Genomic DNA, 14,466 nt, shown 5'->3' on the forward strand with positions numbered 1-14,466 from the left:
ATCAAGGGCAAACTTAAAGAGTGGATGCGCCCCATTGTGAGGAAGAACTTATAATGCCCATGGAAGTGGTAACCAGGGCGGTTGGGAAGCTAACTGCTTTGCCCCGGCGCCTCTTGAGGGCTGCTCACACGCGCCGCATAATGTATTCGATCTCGAAAAGCGGGCTCTTTGATCCCGAGTGGTATTTGGTAACTTATCCGGACGTAGCAGGCTCCCCAAGAGGGGCGCTTCTGCATTTCGTTTGCCATGGAGCTAAAGAAGGACGGCGTCCAAACCCACTATTTGATACGAATTACTATGTGAGCAGCAATCCCGACGTCGCATCGACGGGGGTCAATCCTCTGCTGCACTATATCCTTAGCGGCGCGAGTGAGGGCCGATTCCCGAATCCACATTTCGACGGCAACTGGTATCTCAATAGGTATCCCGATGTAGTCGCCGCCAAGAAAAATCCGCTCTCCCACTATTTGAGAATTGGGGCCGCAGGGGGTAGATTACCATCTAGGGGCTTTTCTCCTGACGCATACAGGTACCTGAATCCCGGGATACCCGCCGAGCGGGCCTTTCAACATTTTGTCCTTCAAAACTCAACTGCTGCGCCCCTTCGGAAATTCGCGCAACCTAGAGCGCCAGGGGCTGCAACTCATTTCACGTATCAACCGCTGGTATCCATCATAGTCCCAGTGTATAACGTAACAGCCGAGTGGCTCTTACGAGCTGTCAGTTCCGTTCAAGCTCAGACCTATCCAAATTGGGAGCTTTGCATATGTGACGATGGATCGACCGCTGCAGACACAATTCGCGCTGTCCGTGACTTGGAGGGTAAGGAACCACGGCTGCGCGTAAAGCGGCTACAAGAAAACGGAGGCATCTCGAAAGCTACTAATGAAGCTATTGCGCTTGCAACGGGAGAATTTGTCGCCTTCCTAGACAATGACGACGAACTACTCCCACACTCTCTCGAAGCCTACGTTGCTGCCCTAAATGCCGACCCGAGTATTGACGTAATTTATAGCGACGAAGACAAGCTGAGTGAACGAGGGATACCTGAGGAACCGTTTTTGAAACCTGACTGGTCGCCTAGCATGCTTCGTGAGGTAATGTATGTTGGCCACCTCTTGTCCGTTCGACGTGCGCTCATAGAGCAAATAGGCGGCTGCGACTCAAGGTATGATGGCGTACAAGACTATGAGATGATGCTTCGATTGTCAGAACATACATCTGCAATACATCACGTACCGGAAGTGCTGTACCATTGGCGACGGATACCTGGGAGCATTGCTGACCGCCCAGACTCGAAGCCGGATATTGGTCGCAAGCAGGTGGCTGCGATAAATGCACATCTCGTGCGCGCTGGCATCAGCGCCTCTGCAAAGGCTCATCCTATTCTAGCGCATCGCGCCATCCTGGTACCAAATGTCCGGGAACGGTTTCCACGCATCTCGATAATAATTTTGACCAAGGATGCACCGGAGCTTATTTCACGTTGCCTCGCAACCATTTTTGAACGATCGAGCTATCCCAACTTTGAGGTTGTCGTCGTCGACAACGGAAGCTCCGACGTTGATGCACTTGCTGTACTTGATCGCTATCCGCTCATTCGCGTCCCTTATCTCGAACCGTTCAACTTCTCTCGAGCAAACAATCTGGGAGTGGCAGCGTCAACTGGAGACGTCCTAGTACTCTTGAACAATGACACCGAGATCTTGGACGGCGATTGGCTGGAGCAGATGCTGTTCTTCCTGGACGATGAAAATGTGGGCGCTATTGGACCTTTACTGCTCTATCCCGATCGAAGCGTTCAGCATGCGGGAGTTGCGCTTGGTATTCGTGGGACCGCAGATCACGTGTTGCGCGGTCTACCTGAGGATTCCGATGGATATTTTGGGTCTCTCTCCTGTACTAGGGAAGTATCCGCCGTAACGTTTGCATGTGTTATGCTTAGAAAGTCGGATTACGACGCTGTAGAGGGTCTTTGTGAACTCTATCAAACACACTACCAGGATGTAGATATGTGCCTGCGATTGAGAGCAATAGGGCGAAGAAATATCTATACACCTCGGACTAGACTTATTCACCATGAAAGCGCAACCAGGGGCTCAGCGTATGATAATATAGATAGAGCGTTGCTACTCGATTGTTGGGGCTCAGAAATTCGCGCTGGTGACCCTTACAGTCGTTGGGAGCCTGAATCTAACGCGGCGGCTTGATACGAATGAACATTCTCTTTGTCAGTCACAATCACCTAACGAGCAATAGCGGGATCCACGTCTCAAATCTGGCCCACGGAATCAGCGAATTGGGAGCCGACGTAGCTGTCGCGGTGCCCGATGGACTTGACAATGCTGTGCCTGACGGTCACCAATACGCGACTACGTCTTACAGCGATGCGGTTGAGTTCCGATTTGCAGACGGAATGGGAGCCGATCTCATTCATGCTTGGACTCCAAGACAGCATGTCGCCGAAGCCACACGAAAACTAGCCAAACTTAACGGCTGCCGCTATGTCGTCCATCTCGAAGACAATGAATACGAGATCACGGCTGCGCATCTTGGGTTGAGCGTGTCGGATTTGCTCGCAGGCTCCGCAATAGATTCAACTCTACCGATACCAGGCTACCTTGCACGCCCAGACGACATGCTGGCTTTCCTCCGGGAATCGGCGGGCGTCACCGCCTTGATTGACCGACTACTTGAGTTCAAGCCCGGACATCTTCTCGGACTGGAAGTATGGCCCGCTGCAGAGGAGGAACTTTTCAGCCCGAAAGCCACAGATAGCTCACTTCGCAACAAACTGGGAATAGACGCGAAAAAGACCATACTAGTCTACAACGGCAACGTTCATCCGGCGAATGTATCGGAAGTCCGATCTCTTTATCTGGCCGTCGCCGCTTTGGCACGAAAACAGATACCCATAGTCTTGGTGCGACTCGGAGAAGACACCATTCCCGTCCTACCAGAGGGATTGAAAGATAGCTGCCCCGTTATAACATTGCCGTTTCAACCTCGGGAAAGCGTGCCTGCGTATCTCGCTCTTGCAGATGTGCTCGTCCAGCCCGGCAGAGTTAACGACTTCAATGCATATCGATTCCCCTCTAAATTGCCCGAATTCTTCGCAATGGGACGACCGGTTATACTGCCGGCAACAAATATTGGCCTTCGTGTCGAAGATGGCAAAGATGCCATACTGACCCGGCGAGGTGACGCGATCGAACTAGCGGAGAAAATTATGCGTGTTGTTTCCGACAAAGATCTGTCAGCTCGACTAGCTCAAGGGGCTCGAGATTTCTATCATCGAACGCTATCCTGGAAGAAAAGTGCAACGTCACTGATAAACTTCTACCAACAGGTCAATCAAGACCCGCGACTTGACGATCTGGGAAACGATGTGGCTTTGAAGCGCGTCGCAAGGCACTACAACAACTATCGCGTTCCAAATGAGCTAAGCTACGCAACCGTGCGCGATTACTCTGATGGCGTCGATAACTTACCAGCGCTCGCCGCTATCAATCAGGATCTTAAAGACGCGCAACGCCCTTGGATCTTGAAGGCTATCATCGGCGCTATTCCGAGAGGCGCAAGGCTGTTGGAAATCGGAGCTGGAGACCCTTGGGTCGCTGATCTGCTCGTTCGCCTGGGTTATGAAGTCGTCATTGTAGATCCATACGATGGGCGAGATCGGGGTCCCGCCGAATTCGAGCGAATTAAGAATCAGTTCCCGAACATCACCTTTCTCAGAGGCTTATTCCCCGATGCTCTGTCGGAACTCGCCAATGCCGAATTTGACTGCATCTATTCTATTTCGGTGCTGGAGCACCTGCCGCTCGAAGCGGTGGCGCCAGTTTTCGCTGGTATCACCAAACACACCCGTACAAAGGACTCGCCAACAATCCACGCCGTTGACCACGTCTTACTTGGCAACGGCGCGGAGGAACACTTCATTCGCTTAAAGAAGATGGTAGAATGCCTTGGCTTCCCTGAGCATTCCCTGCGTGACATGCTGGCGAATCTTCAGGAAGATCCGGACACCTACTTTCTTTCGGCCGAAGCGCATAATCGCTGGAGGGGTCTGGTCCCGTACGATGAATTTCCGATGCGGCGTTGCGTTTCTATCCAACTTTGCGCACCCGTTGGACGTTTGTCAGTTCAAACGAGCGAGATCGTTTGACCTAGTATTTTTGCTCAACGGCACAAGGCGCTGAAGACCTACACGCAGAATCCTTTACCACAGTTGCCCCTGCGTTCCGGCGACGGTTCGACAGGATCGTCACCTAGGCACCGTTACGATGCACTCGACAAGCTGCTCTAAGACTTATTTAAACAGACATCACGATCGGGCAGTGCTCATCGTCGCTGAGACACTGTTCTCGCCGGGACAAAAAGGAAACCCATTGCGTAGCGAAGGTTGGGCGGTGCGATGATTGGCATTATGCAGCTTGGCTATAGCCGCCCCGGCCTCCCTTGTAATTCACGTGGTCGCCGATCTCCCAAGTGCTAATGAGTTTAAACGTTTGCATGGCGGACTCATGCCACGCAGGAGGGCCAGAGCGCAAAACTCCAGATGTCGCGAGGGCGAAGCGCGCGACTGGTGCGCACCGGTCGTGATAACTGCCGGTTTGGATATTATTAGAGGGGATTTTGGATAAATCAAATCAGCATGGGTGAACGCAGCATTTTTGCCTATGTCGTTGCTGCGATTATTGTTTCTACGTCTATTTATCTTGGCGTTGCAGGTTTCTCGTCTGCTCCCTAAGCCATCAATGGGCCTATCGCAGCGGAACCGATTACGTTCAACTGCTATTCCACCAGCACAACGAGCACCGAATAGCGACTGTCGTCCCGATTTTCTAGCCGATTTTGTTTTCGCGTCTGGAACGCATAAGATAGACATCCCTGCTATTTTCGCGATCCAAGCAATCGACGCCGCTTTGATTGCCTGGGTTGCAACCAGAAGATCATCCGGCAATCCTCGACATTCGCCTTTGCAACCATTTTCACGTTATCGGCGTATCAGTGGGAAAATCTTTTGGGGATTTCAGGTCCAATTCGTCGGTGTGAGGCTGGCTGCTACAGTATGATAGCTGCCTGCCCCATCCCAAGCACGCAAGAGGTTATTCCATAACCGCTTACAACCGACCAAGGGTATGGCCATTCGCGCTCTAAGGAAATTTCGCTAACGAAAACTATCCTTCCACGAATTGGGCTTTCTCTAGTGGCCTGCGCTTGAATTTTTTACCCTTGTGTGGGAGAGAGCTCCCACTTAATGCTGCCACTCGTTGGGACGAGATTGCGAGAACTGTGGCGATAATGGAAAAAATCCCTGGGATCGTAGGAACGGTTGCTAACGCTAGCGTCAATACCCGCGAGTTACCGATTGTTGTCGATCTCGATGATACGTTGATCGTGACAGACACTCTCTTTGAGCAAATTGCTATGGGGCTATTCACGCACCCAATTAGTGTCTTGCGGGCGTTCTTTAGTCTCCCTAAAGGGAGAGCCGCGATGAAAGAGCACCTAGCGCGCGAGATCGATCTAACACACACGACGCTCCCAATCCGCGAAGATTTGGTTCAGTGGCTTCACCAACAGGCTGACCGCGGACGCGAGATTCATCTTTGCTCGGCTGCTGCTCAGCCTGTAGTCGAAATGGTGGCGGGACGACTGGGCATCTTTGCGAGCGCGATCGGGTCGGCTGAAGCGAATCTAAAAGGCAGGGCAAAAGCGACTTACCTGAAGCAGCGTTTCCCGGAAGGTTTTACTTACGCAGGCGATAGCGCTGCCGATCTTGCCGTCTGGAAGGCGGCAAGCGGAATTGTGCTCGCTGGAGTCTCCCCATCAGTCGGTGCGGCAGCACGGAATCTGGACAAGCCGATAGAGGCCGAATTCAAGAACAAGCAACTTTCCACCAAGGATCTGCTGAAGGCGCTTCGTGTACACCACTGGTCTAAGAACGTATTGGTATTTCTGCCTTTGATCTTTGGCCACGCTTGGGACGATGTTTCGCTCATTATCAGAACCCTCCTTGCCTTCATCTGCCTGCTGATGGTCACATCGGCGACCTATCTCCTGAACGACCTCGCCGATCTGAACGCGGATCGTCTTCATTGGTCGAAGCGTAACCGTGCGCTTGCGAGCGGCCGCATGGCGATCCCGATCGGCTTTGCGCTTGCAGGCGCATTACTTTTCGTTGCGTTTGCCGCGGCGATTGCGCTTGCGCCGGCCTTCGCAGGCGCGCTCGCTAGCTACCTCGTTGTCACGGGATCCTATTCGCTCGGCCTGAAACGTGTGCCTCTGCTGGACACTCTGATTATTGGTGTGCTCTTTACGATACGCATTATAATGGGCGTTGTTCTTTTCAGCCAACCCAGCCCCGCGTGGCTTTTGACATTTTCCGTCTTCTTCTTTTTCTCCTTGGCAGTGACAAAACGGCATACAGAGATTATTCGCGCAGAGGTGACAGGGGAAACGCACAGTCTCACCATTCGTGGCTATCGCGTTGAAGACGCACCTTTGACGCTCACGTTGGGCATTGCCTCAGCCATCGCTTCACTTGTCGTTCTCGTGCTTTTCATCATAGAGGAGATGTTGCCGGCGAGCGTCTATAGCCATCCGCAATTGCTGGCCGGAATGCCGTTCATCCTGTCGATTTGGCTCGGGCGAATCTGGTTACTCGCCCATCGTGGCAACATGAATGATGATCCGGTGAGCTTCGCCTTGCGGGATCGGACTAGCCTGGCGCTGGGCGGCATCGTTTTCATCCTCTTTCTGGCTGCCCTATGATCCGATTTTCGACGTCGGACGAGATCAGGTCCTGGGGAGGTGTGATTAGGGCACCTCATAACGTGGCTAGGCCTGTGTGGCAGGAGGACCTTCCAGAGGCTTTGGCTGCGGCAAAAAAAGAAGATCTTTCAATTCTAGCGACTGGCCTGAGACGATCGTACGGCGACACTTGCCTCAATCCTGACGGTGTCTTGTTGGAAATGACTTCCGTTGACCGTGCGATCTCCTTTGACCAGGATAGGCTGCTCCTGCGTGCCGAAGCCGGTATCTCTTTTGATGTGCTGTTACAGATGCTGATAAGGCGCGGCTTCTTCTTGCCGGTTACGCCAGGAACACGCTTTGTTACGTTGGGTGGGGCAATCGCCAACGACGTTCACGGAAAGAACCATCACTCAGTGGGCACACTAGGGCGCTGGGTGAGACGCTTTGGTCTGCTACGCTCCGACGGAACTCACGTAGAGTTGACGCCTGAGGATAATACCGGATTGTTTTCAGCAACGATCGGCGGCCTGGGACTGACCGGCGTCATCACCTGGGCTGAAATCGAGGTGATGCGCATCGCGAGTGCCATCATGGATGTTGAAAACGTTCCGTTCGCCAATCTCGACGAGTTCTTTCAGATCGCCTGCGAGAGCGAGGATGTGTTCGACTACACCGTTTCCTGGATTGACTGCCTGGCGAAAGGTAAAGATCTAGGGCGCGGCATATTTACGCGAGGAAACCACGCATCAAAGGGCGCACGGCTACCATCCAAAGCCGATCCCAAACTGAACCTACCGCTGAATTTCCCTAGTTTAGCACTTAATAAGCTCTCTATCGGCGCCTTCAATCGCTTGTACTTCTGGAATGGAAAGCGTAGGGCCGGTCGCGGAACCGTCCCCATCCATCCCTTCTTCTATCCCCTCGATGCGATCGGCCACTGGTACCGGATGTATGGCCAGCGCGGCATGTATCAGTATCAATCCGCCGTTCCCCCGGAAAACGAGAGGGATGCCACCAAGGCGATGCTGGAGACAATATCATTCGCGGGAGAAGGATCGTTTCTAGCCGTTCTCAAGACGTTTGGTAGCAAGCCATCGCCCGGCATGTTGTCCTTTCCACGCCCTGGGACGACCTTGGCGCTTGATTTTCCAAATCGCGGGGCATCGACGCTGCAGTTGATGGACCGGCTGGACGCGATTGTGCGCGAGGCCGGCGGCCGGCTCTACCCTGCCAAGGACGGCAGAATGACGGTAGACATGTTTCGCTCGGGCTATCCACAGTGGCAGGACTTCGCCAAATACGTGGACCCCAATTTCCAATCGCATTTTTGGAAAAGGATCGCTCAATGAACAGGAGTGCGGCGCATTGCGAGTGATTGTGCTAGGCGCGACGTCCGCGATTGCTGAGGCAACCGCGCGCCTCTACGCGGCAGAAGGCGCTGATCTGTTGCTTGTCGGACGGCATGCCGGGAAGCTGTCGTCCATTGCCTCCGACCTTAGGATCCGCGGTGCAAGCAGAGCGGAGATCGCGGTTCACGAACTTGCTCTCGTGGAAGGGGTGGAGGCTGCGCTCGGCAATTTCGTCGCGCAGTTGGGGGGCGTCGATCATATCCTCATCGCGTACGGCATCCTCGGCGATCAGGCCGACGCCGAGCGCGATCAATTGGTTGCGGACGACATTCTGCAGATCAATTTCAACTCCGCGGCGGCCTGGTGTCTTGCCGCGGCTGCCCAGTTGGAGCGCCAAGGACGCGGTTCGCTGGTCGTAATCGGATCAGTGGCTGGAGATCGCGGCCGCCGGGCGAATTTCGTTTACGGCGCGGCGAAAGCGGGCTTGGCCGCTCTCGTTGAGGGTATAGCTCATCGATTTGCAAACAAGGGTCCTCGTGCCGTGATTATCAAGCCAGGTCCGACGATCACGCCGATGACGGAAGGCTTTGATCGTAAGGGCCTTCTGTGGGCAACGGCTCCTCAGGTCGCAGCCGTTGTTCGAGCGGCAGCCGATCGCGGTGGGCCGGTCGTCTATGCCCCATGGTTTTGGCGCTACGCTATGCTGATTATTCGCAGCCTGCCGAGCGCCATCTTCAACCGGATGGACATTTGATGCAGAAGATCGTCATCACCGGGGCGGCAGGGCTGGTCGGCCAAAACGTCATTGCCCGGCTGAAGGGGACGCCGGGCCTGAAGATCGTCGGTATCGACAAGCATGCGAGCAACACGGCGCTGTTGCGCAAGCTTCACCCAGAGATCGAGGTGATCGAGGCAGATCTCGCTACAGGCGGCGCTTGGATGGATGCCTTCGCGGGCGCGGACGCCGTGCTGTTGAATCAGGCGCAGATCGGCGGTTTGGACGAGCAGGAATTCGTCGACAATAACGTCGTGGCAACCGAGAAGATCGTGGCGGCGATGCGCCGGCATGCCACACCCTATTTCGTCCACATCTCTTCTTCCGTGGTCAATTCGAGGGCCGACGATTTTTACACCCGTTCCAAGACCACCCAGGAACGCTTCATCGATACCGTAACCGAGATTCCACATGTCGTTTTGCGGCCGACGCTGATGTTCGGCTGGTTCGACCGCAAGCATCTTGGCTGGCTTCGCCGTTTCATGGATCGCGTGCCGGTCTTCCCCATCCCCGGCGACGGCAATTTCATCCGCCAGCCGCTCTATGTCGGCGATTTTGCGAACATTGTCATCTCGTCGCTCACAAACCGGCCGACGGGCACCCACGATATTTCCGGCCTGGAGCAGATCCATTACGGCGATCTGATCCGCCTGGTCCACACGACCGTGAAGCCAAAGGCACGCATCGTCCACATCCCCTATCACGTCTTCTGGTGGCTGCTGTGCGTCTATGGCAAGTTCAACAGCAAGCCGCCCTTCACTACCAGCCAGCTCGAAGCGCTGGTCATTCCCGAAACCTTTGCGGTGATCGACTGGCCTACGATTTTCGGCGTGCCTGCCACTCCGCTGCGCAATGCGATCGCTGAAACCTATCTAGATCCGCGTTACAGCAACATCGTACTGGACTTTTAGGAGAAGAAGATGAGCCGTATCGTGGTCATAGGCGCCGGCGCCATGGGCTTGGCAGCCGCGCACCGGGCCGTACAGCTCGGGCATGAGGTCGATTTGATCGAGGCGGATTCAGTTGCGGGCGGCATGGCTGCCCATTTTGATTTCGGCGGCCTCTCAATGGAGCGCTTCTATCACTTCGTCTGCAAGTCAGATGAGCCCACCTTCGCGCTGATGCGTGAGCTCGGCATCGGCGATAAGATGCGCTGGCACCCGACATCCATGGGGTATTTCATGAAAGGGCGCGTCCACCCGTGGGGCGACCCGATCTCCCTCCTGCGCTTCCCGCATCTGAGCCTAATTGCCAAGATCCGGACCGGCCTGCAGATGTTCCTGACAACGAAGACCAGCAACTTCGCTTCGATCGAGCATAAGACGGCGCGGCAATGGCTGGAGGACGGTTCCGGCAATGATGTCTACAACACGCTCTGGAAGCGGTTGATGGACCTGAAGTTCTATGAGCTCGCCGACGACATCTCCGCCTCGTGGATCGCCACCCGAGTCCGACGTATCGGCAATTCGCGCCGTTCCATCTTCCAGGAAGAGCTGGGCTATATCGAAGGTGGCAGCCAGACGCTCGTCGATGCGCTGGTAACGGCCTATATGGCTAAGGGCGGCCGGCTGCGCCTGTCGATGCCGGCCGAAAAGGTCGAGACGGAGAACGGTAAGGTCACCGGCGTTGCGGCCGGTGGCCACTTCTTCCCCGCCGATGCCGTCATTTCCACCGTCCCGACGCCACTGATCTCGACACTCGTTCCCGACCTGCCGGCGGACACGAAGGCGAAATATGACGCGATTCGCAACATCGGCGTTGTCTGCCTACTGTTCAAGCTCAATAAGTCGGTAAGCCAGAATTTCTGGGTCAACATTGTCGACGAGAACATCGAGATCCCGGGGTTGATCGAATTCTCCAACCTGCGCCCGATCGGCGACACGATCGTCTACGTACCCTACTACATGCCGGTGACGCATCCGAAGTGGAAATGGAGCGATCAGCAATTCATCGACGAGTCTTTTGGGTACATTCGTAAGGTCAATCCGAACATCACACCGGCCGATCTGATAGATGCCAAGGTCGGACGGCTCAAATATGCGCAGCCGGTGTGCGAGCCGAATTTCTTGGATAAGCTTCCACCTATACAGACGCCGATCGTTGGGCTTCAGATAGCCGACACGTGTTACTATTATCCCGAAGATCGGGGCATCGCCGAAAGTGTTCGGCTTGGACGCGAGATCGCGGAAGCAGTCATCTAATGACCGGTAAACTGACCCAACTGCTGTCACATTCTTTCGTCCGTTTTGCCCTTTCTGGCAGCATCGCGGCCGCAATCAATATCTCGTCCAGAATGGCATTGTCGCAAGTGGCAAACTATTCTGTTTCAATCATATTCGCCTATCTCGCCGGCATGACGACCGCCTTTGTACTGATGAAGCTCTATGTCTTCGAAGTATCTCAAAGGCACGTTGGCTCCGAATATTTTCGCTTTGGGATCGTTAACATCGTTGCTCTGGCTCAAGTCTGGGCGGTGAGCTTGATTTTGGCACACGGCGTATTTCCGTTCCTCAACTTTAAGTTCCATACGGAAACGATAGCGCATGTGGTTGGCGTTCTGAGCCCTATAGCTACGAGTTACCTTCTTCATAAACATTTCACTTTTGGGGGAAGAAATATTGCGCGATAAAATAGGTAGAGTTTCCGACGCAATAAGCGCAATATTGACAGCAACGCTAATATTCATAATATTTTATCTACGATTTAAACCACTTCAATTCAGGGTCATTGACGCGAGTCTCGACGGATCTTGGCGAGCTGCCCTGGCTTATGCGGCCGAAAACGGATTTAGGTTTGGAACTGACATCGTCTTCACAGGCGGCCCTTTATCAGGAGTGTATAATCGCGCTTTTCAAGACGGAACTCCATTTCAACTTGCGATATATTCCCTGATGATACCGATCTATATCGCAATCTCCTTTACGCATCTTCTTCTGAAACAGAACGTCCCCCTAGTCGCCCGATTTTCCATCATAGCGCTGATGGGCAGTATTTGCCTGCCTATTGAGGACGGTATCCTGCTTTCCGTGCCTTTTTTAGCTGCCGCGATCGGTATATCGGGAACAGCGCGCATTGACAGATCCATATCGATTGTCGGCGCTACGCTGGCGGGCATCGTCTCCCTTGCCAAATTCTCCTTACTTCCCCTCTCGATCCTTTGCTTGCTTGCCACTGACCTGAGCGATCTGAGGCGAAAACGGTTCCCCCTCCATTTAGCTACACTGGGATTTGCACTCTGTGCCTCCTTCATCGGCTCTGGCCAAGATAAGTCACAGATAATTCCCTTTATCCTTTCCAGCCTTGAAGTTTCTAACGGCTACTCTAGTGCAATGAGTATTCCAGGGCCTATTCTGGACTTGCTGGCATATCTGGGCGCAACTATCCTTTTATTTGCGCTGCTATTTCACGCACTGTATAAAAGCAGCTCTCCACACAACGAGATAGACAAGTTATTGGTAATATTTATATTTTTCGCCTTCTTATTCATAGGATTCAAGGCTGGCTTCGTTCGGCACGACCTCCACTCCATAATCGCGTGGAACTTACTAACGATCGCCTTACTTACATTCGCTGCAACCAGAGTCGACAAAAAGCTGCTCACCGTTTCCCTTTTGATGGCTGCGGCAAGTATATTTCCGCCTCAGATTGAGTTTTCACGTGCGACAAAGCAACCAATGTTCAGCAATGTTCCGGAGCTAGTCCTAGGCGCGAGAGCACAATTTTCACTACTGAAGACCTTTCTTGTCGAGCCCCAGCAATGGCTCACTAACCTCCAGAGCTCTCAGGCCACCGCCAAGGCCCAACTCGGCGCTAGCTCCTGGCTGCGGAAATATCACGGGACAATGGATATAATACCGTCAGCTCAATCTCTTATAATTGCTGCAGGCGCGAACTATCGTCCACGCCCCACAATACAGGAGTACACGACATACAATGCTACGTTGATCGAGCGGAATAGAGCTTATTTCGAAAGTAATAAGGCACCAGACTACCTCGTCATTGCGCCGGGCTCGATTGACCACCGTCATCCGGCCTCCGCGGAGGGCTCGTTGTGGCCTCTGTTCTTCACCCAGTACGAGCCAGTAGAGGAGCAGCCAGAGGGAATCGTCCTTGCCAAGCGCATTATTCCCATCGGTAAAATCGAATCCGAGGCCGTTTCCATCGAGGGCGTTGTCGGCCAACAGATAGAGGTACCAGAATTTGACGCGCCTCTTATGATGGCCGTGCAAATCAAGCCCCTACTACTCGGCAAGATACTTGACATTCTATACCGTCCGCCACTGACGCGGCTTAGTGTAACGTATGACGACGGCACAACAATGTCCTATCGGCTCATCCCCGAAATGGCGAAGGCAGGCTTTCTATTATCTCCGCTGGTCAACAGCCCAGCCGATTACCTTCTCGTATCAACCGGACAGACAAAAAATCCGACCCTTCGCCATGCTCGCTCGGTCAAGATCACAATGGGATGGGGACATCAGCTAGCCTACGATGAAAAAATTCAGCTAGACTTTACAAAACTGGATGCCGCGAAGCTATCCGCTAGCAACAGAAATGCTTTTATCGACCGTTTATTCGGAAAGGGAAATGGTTTGACACCTCTGCGTCAGGAAAGTGTCTTGCGGGAGCCTTCGTTGAGGATTGTACCGGCGGGTAATCCCCCCGTTTTTAACGGGGTTCCATCGTAGAATTCACGCAGCCATTTTCAGTTTCTGTGCGGGTGTGATGCCGCCGATGCCCATGTTTGGCCGTTCGTTGTTATAGGTCCAAAGCCATCCTGTGGCGAATTCCTGTGCCTCCTCTATGCTTTCTATGATGTATAGGTCGAGCCATTCATGTCGGACGGTGCGATTGTACCGCTCGACATAGGCATTCTGCTGCGGCTTGCCGGGCTGAATGTGGCTCAAGGCAATGCCCTGTTTCTCAGCCCATTCCATCAGTTTGCCGCTGACGTATTCAGGCCCATTATCCACACGAATTGCGAACGGTTTGCCGCGCCACTCGATGATCTGGTTCAGGCTGCGGATGACGCGTTCGGCAGGTAGCGAAAAATCCACCTCAATGCCTAGCCCTTCGCGGTTGAAGTCGTCCAGGACATTCAACAGCCGGAATTGCCTTCCATCCTCCAGCCGGTCGGCCATGAAATCCATCGACCAGACCATATTCGGGGCTTCTGGCACGGTCAGAGCGTCGGGCTTGTCCCGCTTCAACCGCTTGCGTGGCTTGATCCTGAGGTTCAATTCCTGTCAATCGGCCCTTTAATTGCGAATGTTTGTCAAGCGCCTGCAACATCCTTGCCGGGGTCATGGTCCTTTCCGAGGTCGTCGCCTCACGATGGTGTTCGGGTCGGGTGCTTCAACGTGTCCATCGATGTGCCTGTCAGGCCACCAGCCGATTGACCGAAGTCACCACAACCACCGTCCCGGCGGGGACATTGCAGACCCGTCTAGGGCCAGCAAACTGGGGGTTAGCTTAGGCGACTTTCCCGGCGCTCCATTCAAAGGTGGTGCCATCGACCCAGATGCAGTGAAGGATGACAGCAAGCTTTCGGGCAACGGCGACCTTTGCCTTTTTCATCCC

Annotated in this window: 9 protein-coding genes and 2 pseudogenes; 9 read left to right on the forward strand and 2 right to left on the reverse strand. The window is 53.9% G+C overall.

Translation table 11 applies throughout. The features are described 5' to 3' along the window. The first annotated feature begins 140 nt into the window (after window positions 1-140). The 9 genes from AB4048_RS26090 (at window position 141) to AB4048_RS26130 (ending at window position 13,574) form a co-directional block, all read left to right on the forward strand. A complete protein-coding gene (locus tag AB4048_RS26090; protein ID WP_442204888.1) occupies window positions 141-2,210 on the forward strand; it encodes a glycosyltransferase family 2 protein in 2,070 nt (689 codons plus the stop codon). 5 nt (window positions 2,211-2,215) lie between these two features. After that, on the forward strand, window positions 2,216-4,168 hold the full coding sequence (locus tag AB4048_RS26095; protein WP_442204889.1) for a glycosyltransferase: 1,953 nt from the start codon (window positions 2,216-2,218) through the stop codon (window positions 4,166-4,168). A 1,139-nt stretch (window positions 4,169-5,307) separates the two neighbouring features. Then, the gene (locus AB4048_RS26100; protein WP_442204890.1) at window positions 5,308-6,780 is read left to right on the forward strand and encodes a UbiA family prenyltransferase; all 1,473 of its coding nucleotides are present in this window, start codon (window positions 5,308-5,310) and stop codon (window positions 6,778-6,780) included. Beyond that, window positions 6,777-8,111: an FAD-binding oxidoreductase gene (locus AB4048_RS26105; RefSeq protein ID WP_442204891.1), complete on the forward strand. Its 1,335-nt coding sequence runs from the start codon at window positions 6,777-6,779 to the stop codon at window positions 8,109-8,111. Before AB4048_RS26100 ends, AB4048_RS26105 begins: the two co-directional genes overlap by 4 nt. Before the next feature lie 22 nt (window positions 8,112-8,133). Then, the gene (locus tag AB4048_RS26110) at window positions 8,134-8,865 is read left to right on the forward strand and encodes an SDR family NAD(P)-dependent oxidoreductase (protein ID WP_442204898.1); all 732 of its coding nucleotides are present in this window, start codon (window positions 8,134-8,136) and stop codon (window positions 8,863-8,865) included. Next, on the forward strand, window positions 8,865-9,797 hold the full coding sequence (locus AB4048_RS26115; RefSeq protein WP_442204892.1) for an NAD-dependent epimerase/dehydratase family protein: 933 nt from the start codon (window positions 8,865-8,867) through the stop codon (window positions 9,795-9,797). The genes AB4048_RS26110 and AB4048_RS26115 overlap by 1 nt, the downstream gene beginning before the upstream one ends. 9 nt (window positions 9,798-9,806) lie before the next feature. Beyond that, entirely contained in the window at window positions 9,807-11,087 is a 1,281-nt protein-coding gene (locus tag AB4048_RS26120; protein ID WP_442204893.1) for an NAD(P)/FAD-dependent oxidoreductase, read from the forward strand. Then, the gene (locus tag AB4048_RS26125) at window positions 11,087-11,515 is read left to right on the forward strand and encodes a GtrA family protein (RefSeq protein ID WP_442204894.1); all 429 of its coding nucleotides are present in this window, start codon (window positions 11,087-11,089) and stop codon (window positions 11,513-11,515) included. Before AB4048_RS26120 ends, AB4048_RS26125 begins: the two co-directional genes overlap by 1 nt. Further along, a complete protein-coding gene (locus AB4048_RS26130; protein ID WP_442204895.1) occupies window positions 11,505-13,574 on the forward strand; it encodes a hypothetical protein in 2,070 nt (689 codons plus the stop codon). The genes AB4048_RS26125 and AB4048_RS26130 overlap by 11 nt, the downstream gene beginning before the upstream one ends. 3 nt (window positions 13,575-13,577) lie before the next feature. Here the strand turns inward: AB4048_RS26130 and AB4048_RS26135 are convergent. Further along, window positions 13,578-14,129: pseudogene (locus AB4048_RS26135) on the reverse strand (IS3 family transposase); the annotation flags it as partial. 229 nt (window positions 14,130-14,358) lie between these two features. Next, window positions 14,359-14,466, reverse strand: a pseudogene (locus AB4048_RS26140) (IS110 family transposase); the annotation flags it as partial.

Source organism: Rhizobium sp. RAF56, from assembly GCF_052113965.1.
Taxonomy (GTDB): Bacteria; Pseudomonadota; Alphaproteobacteria; order Rhizobiales; family Rhizobiaceae; genus Rhizobium.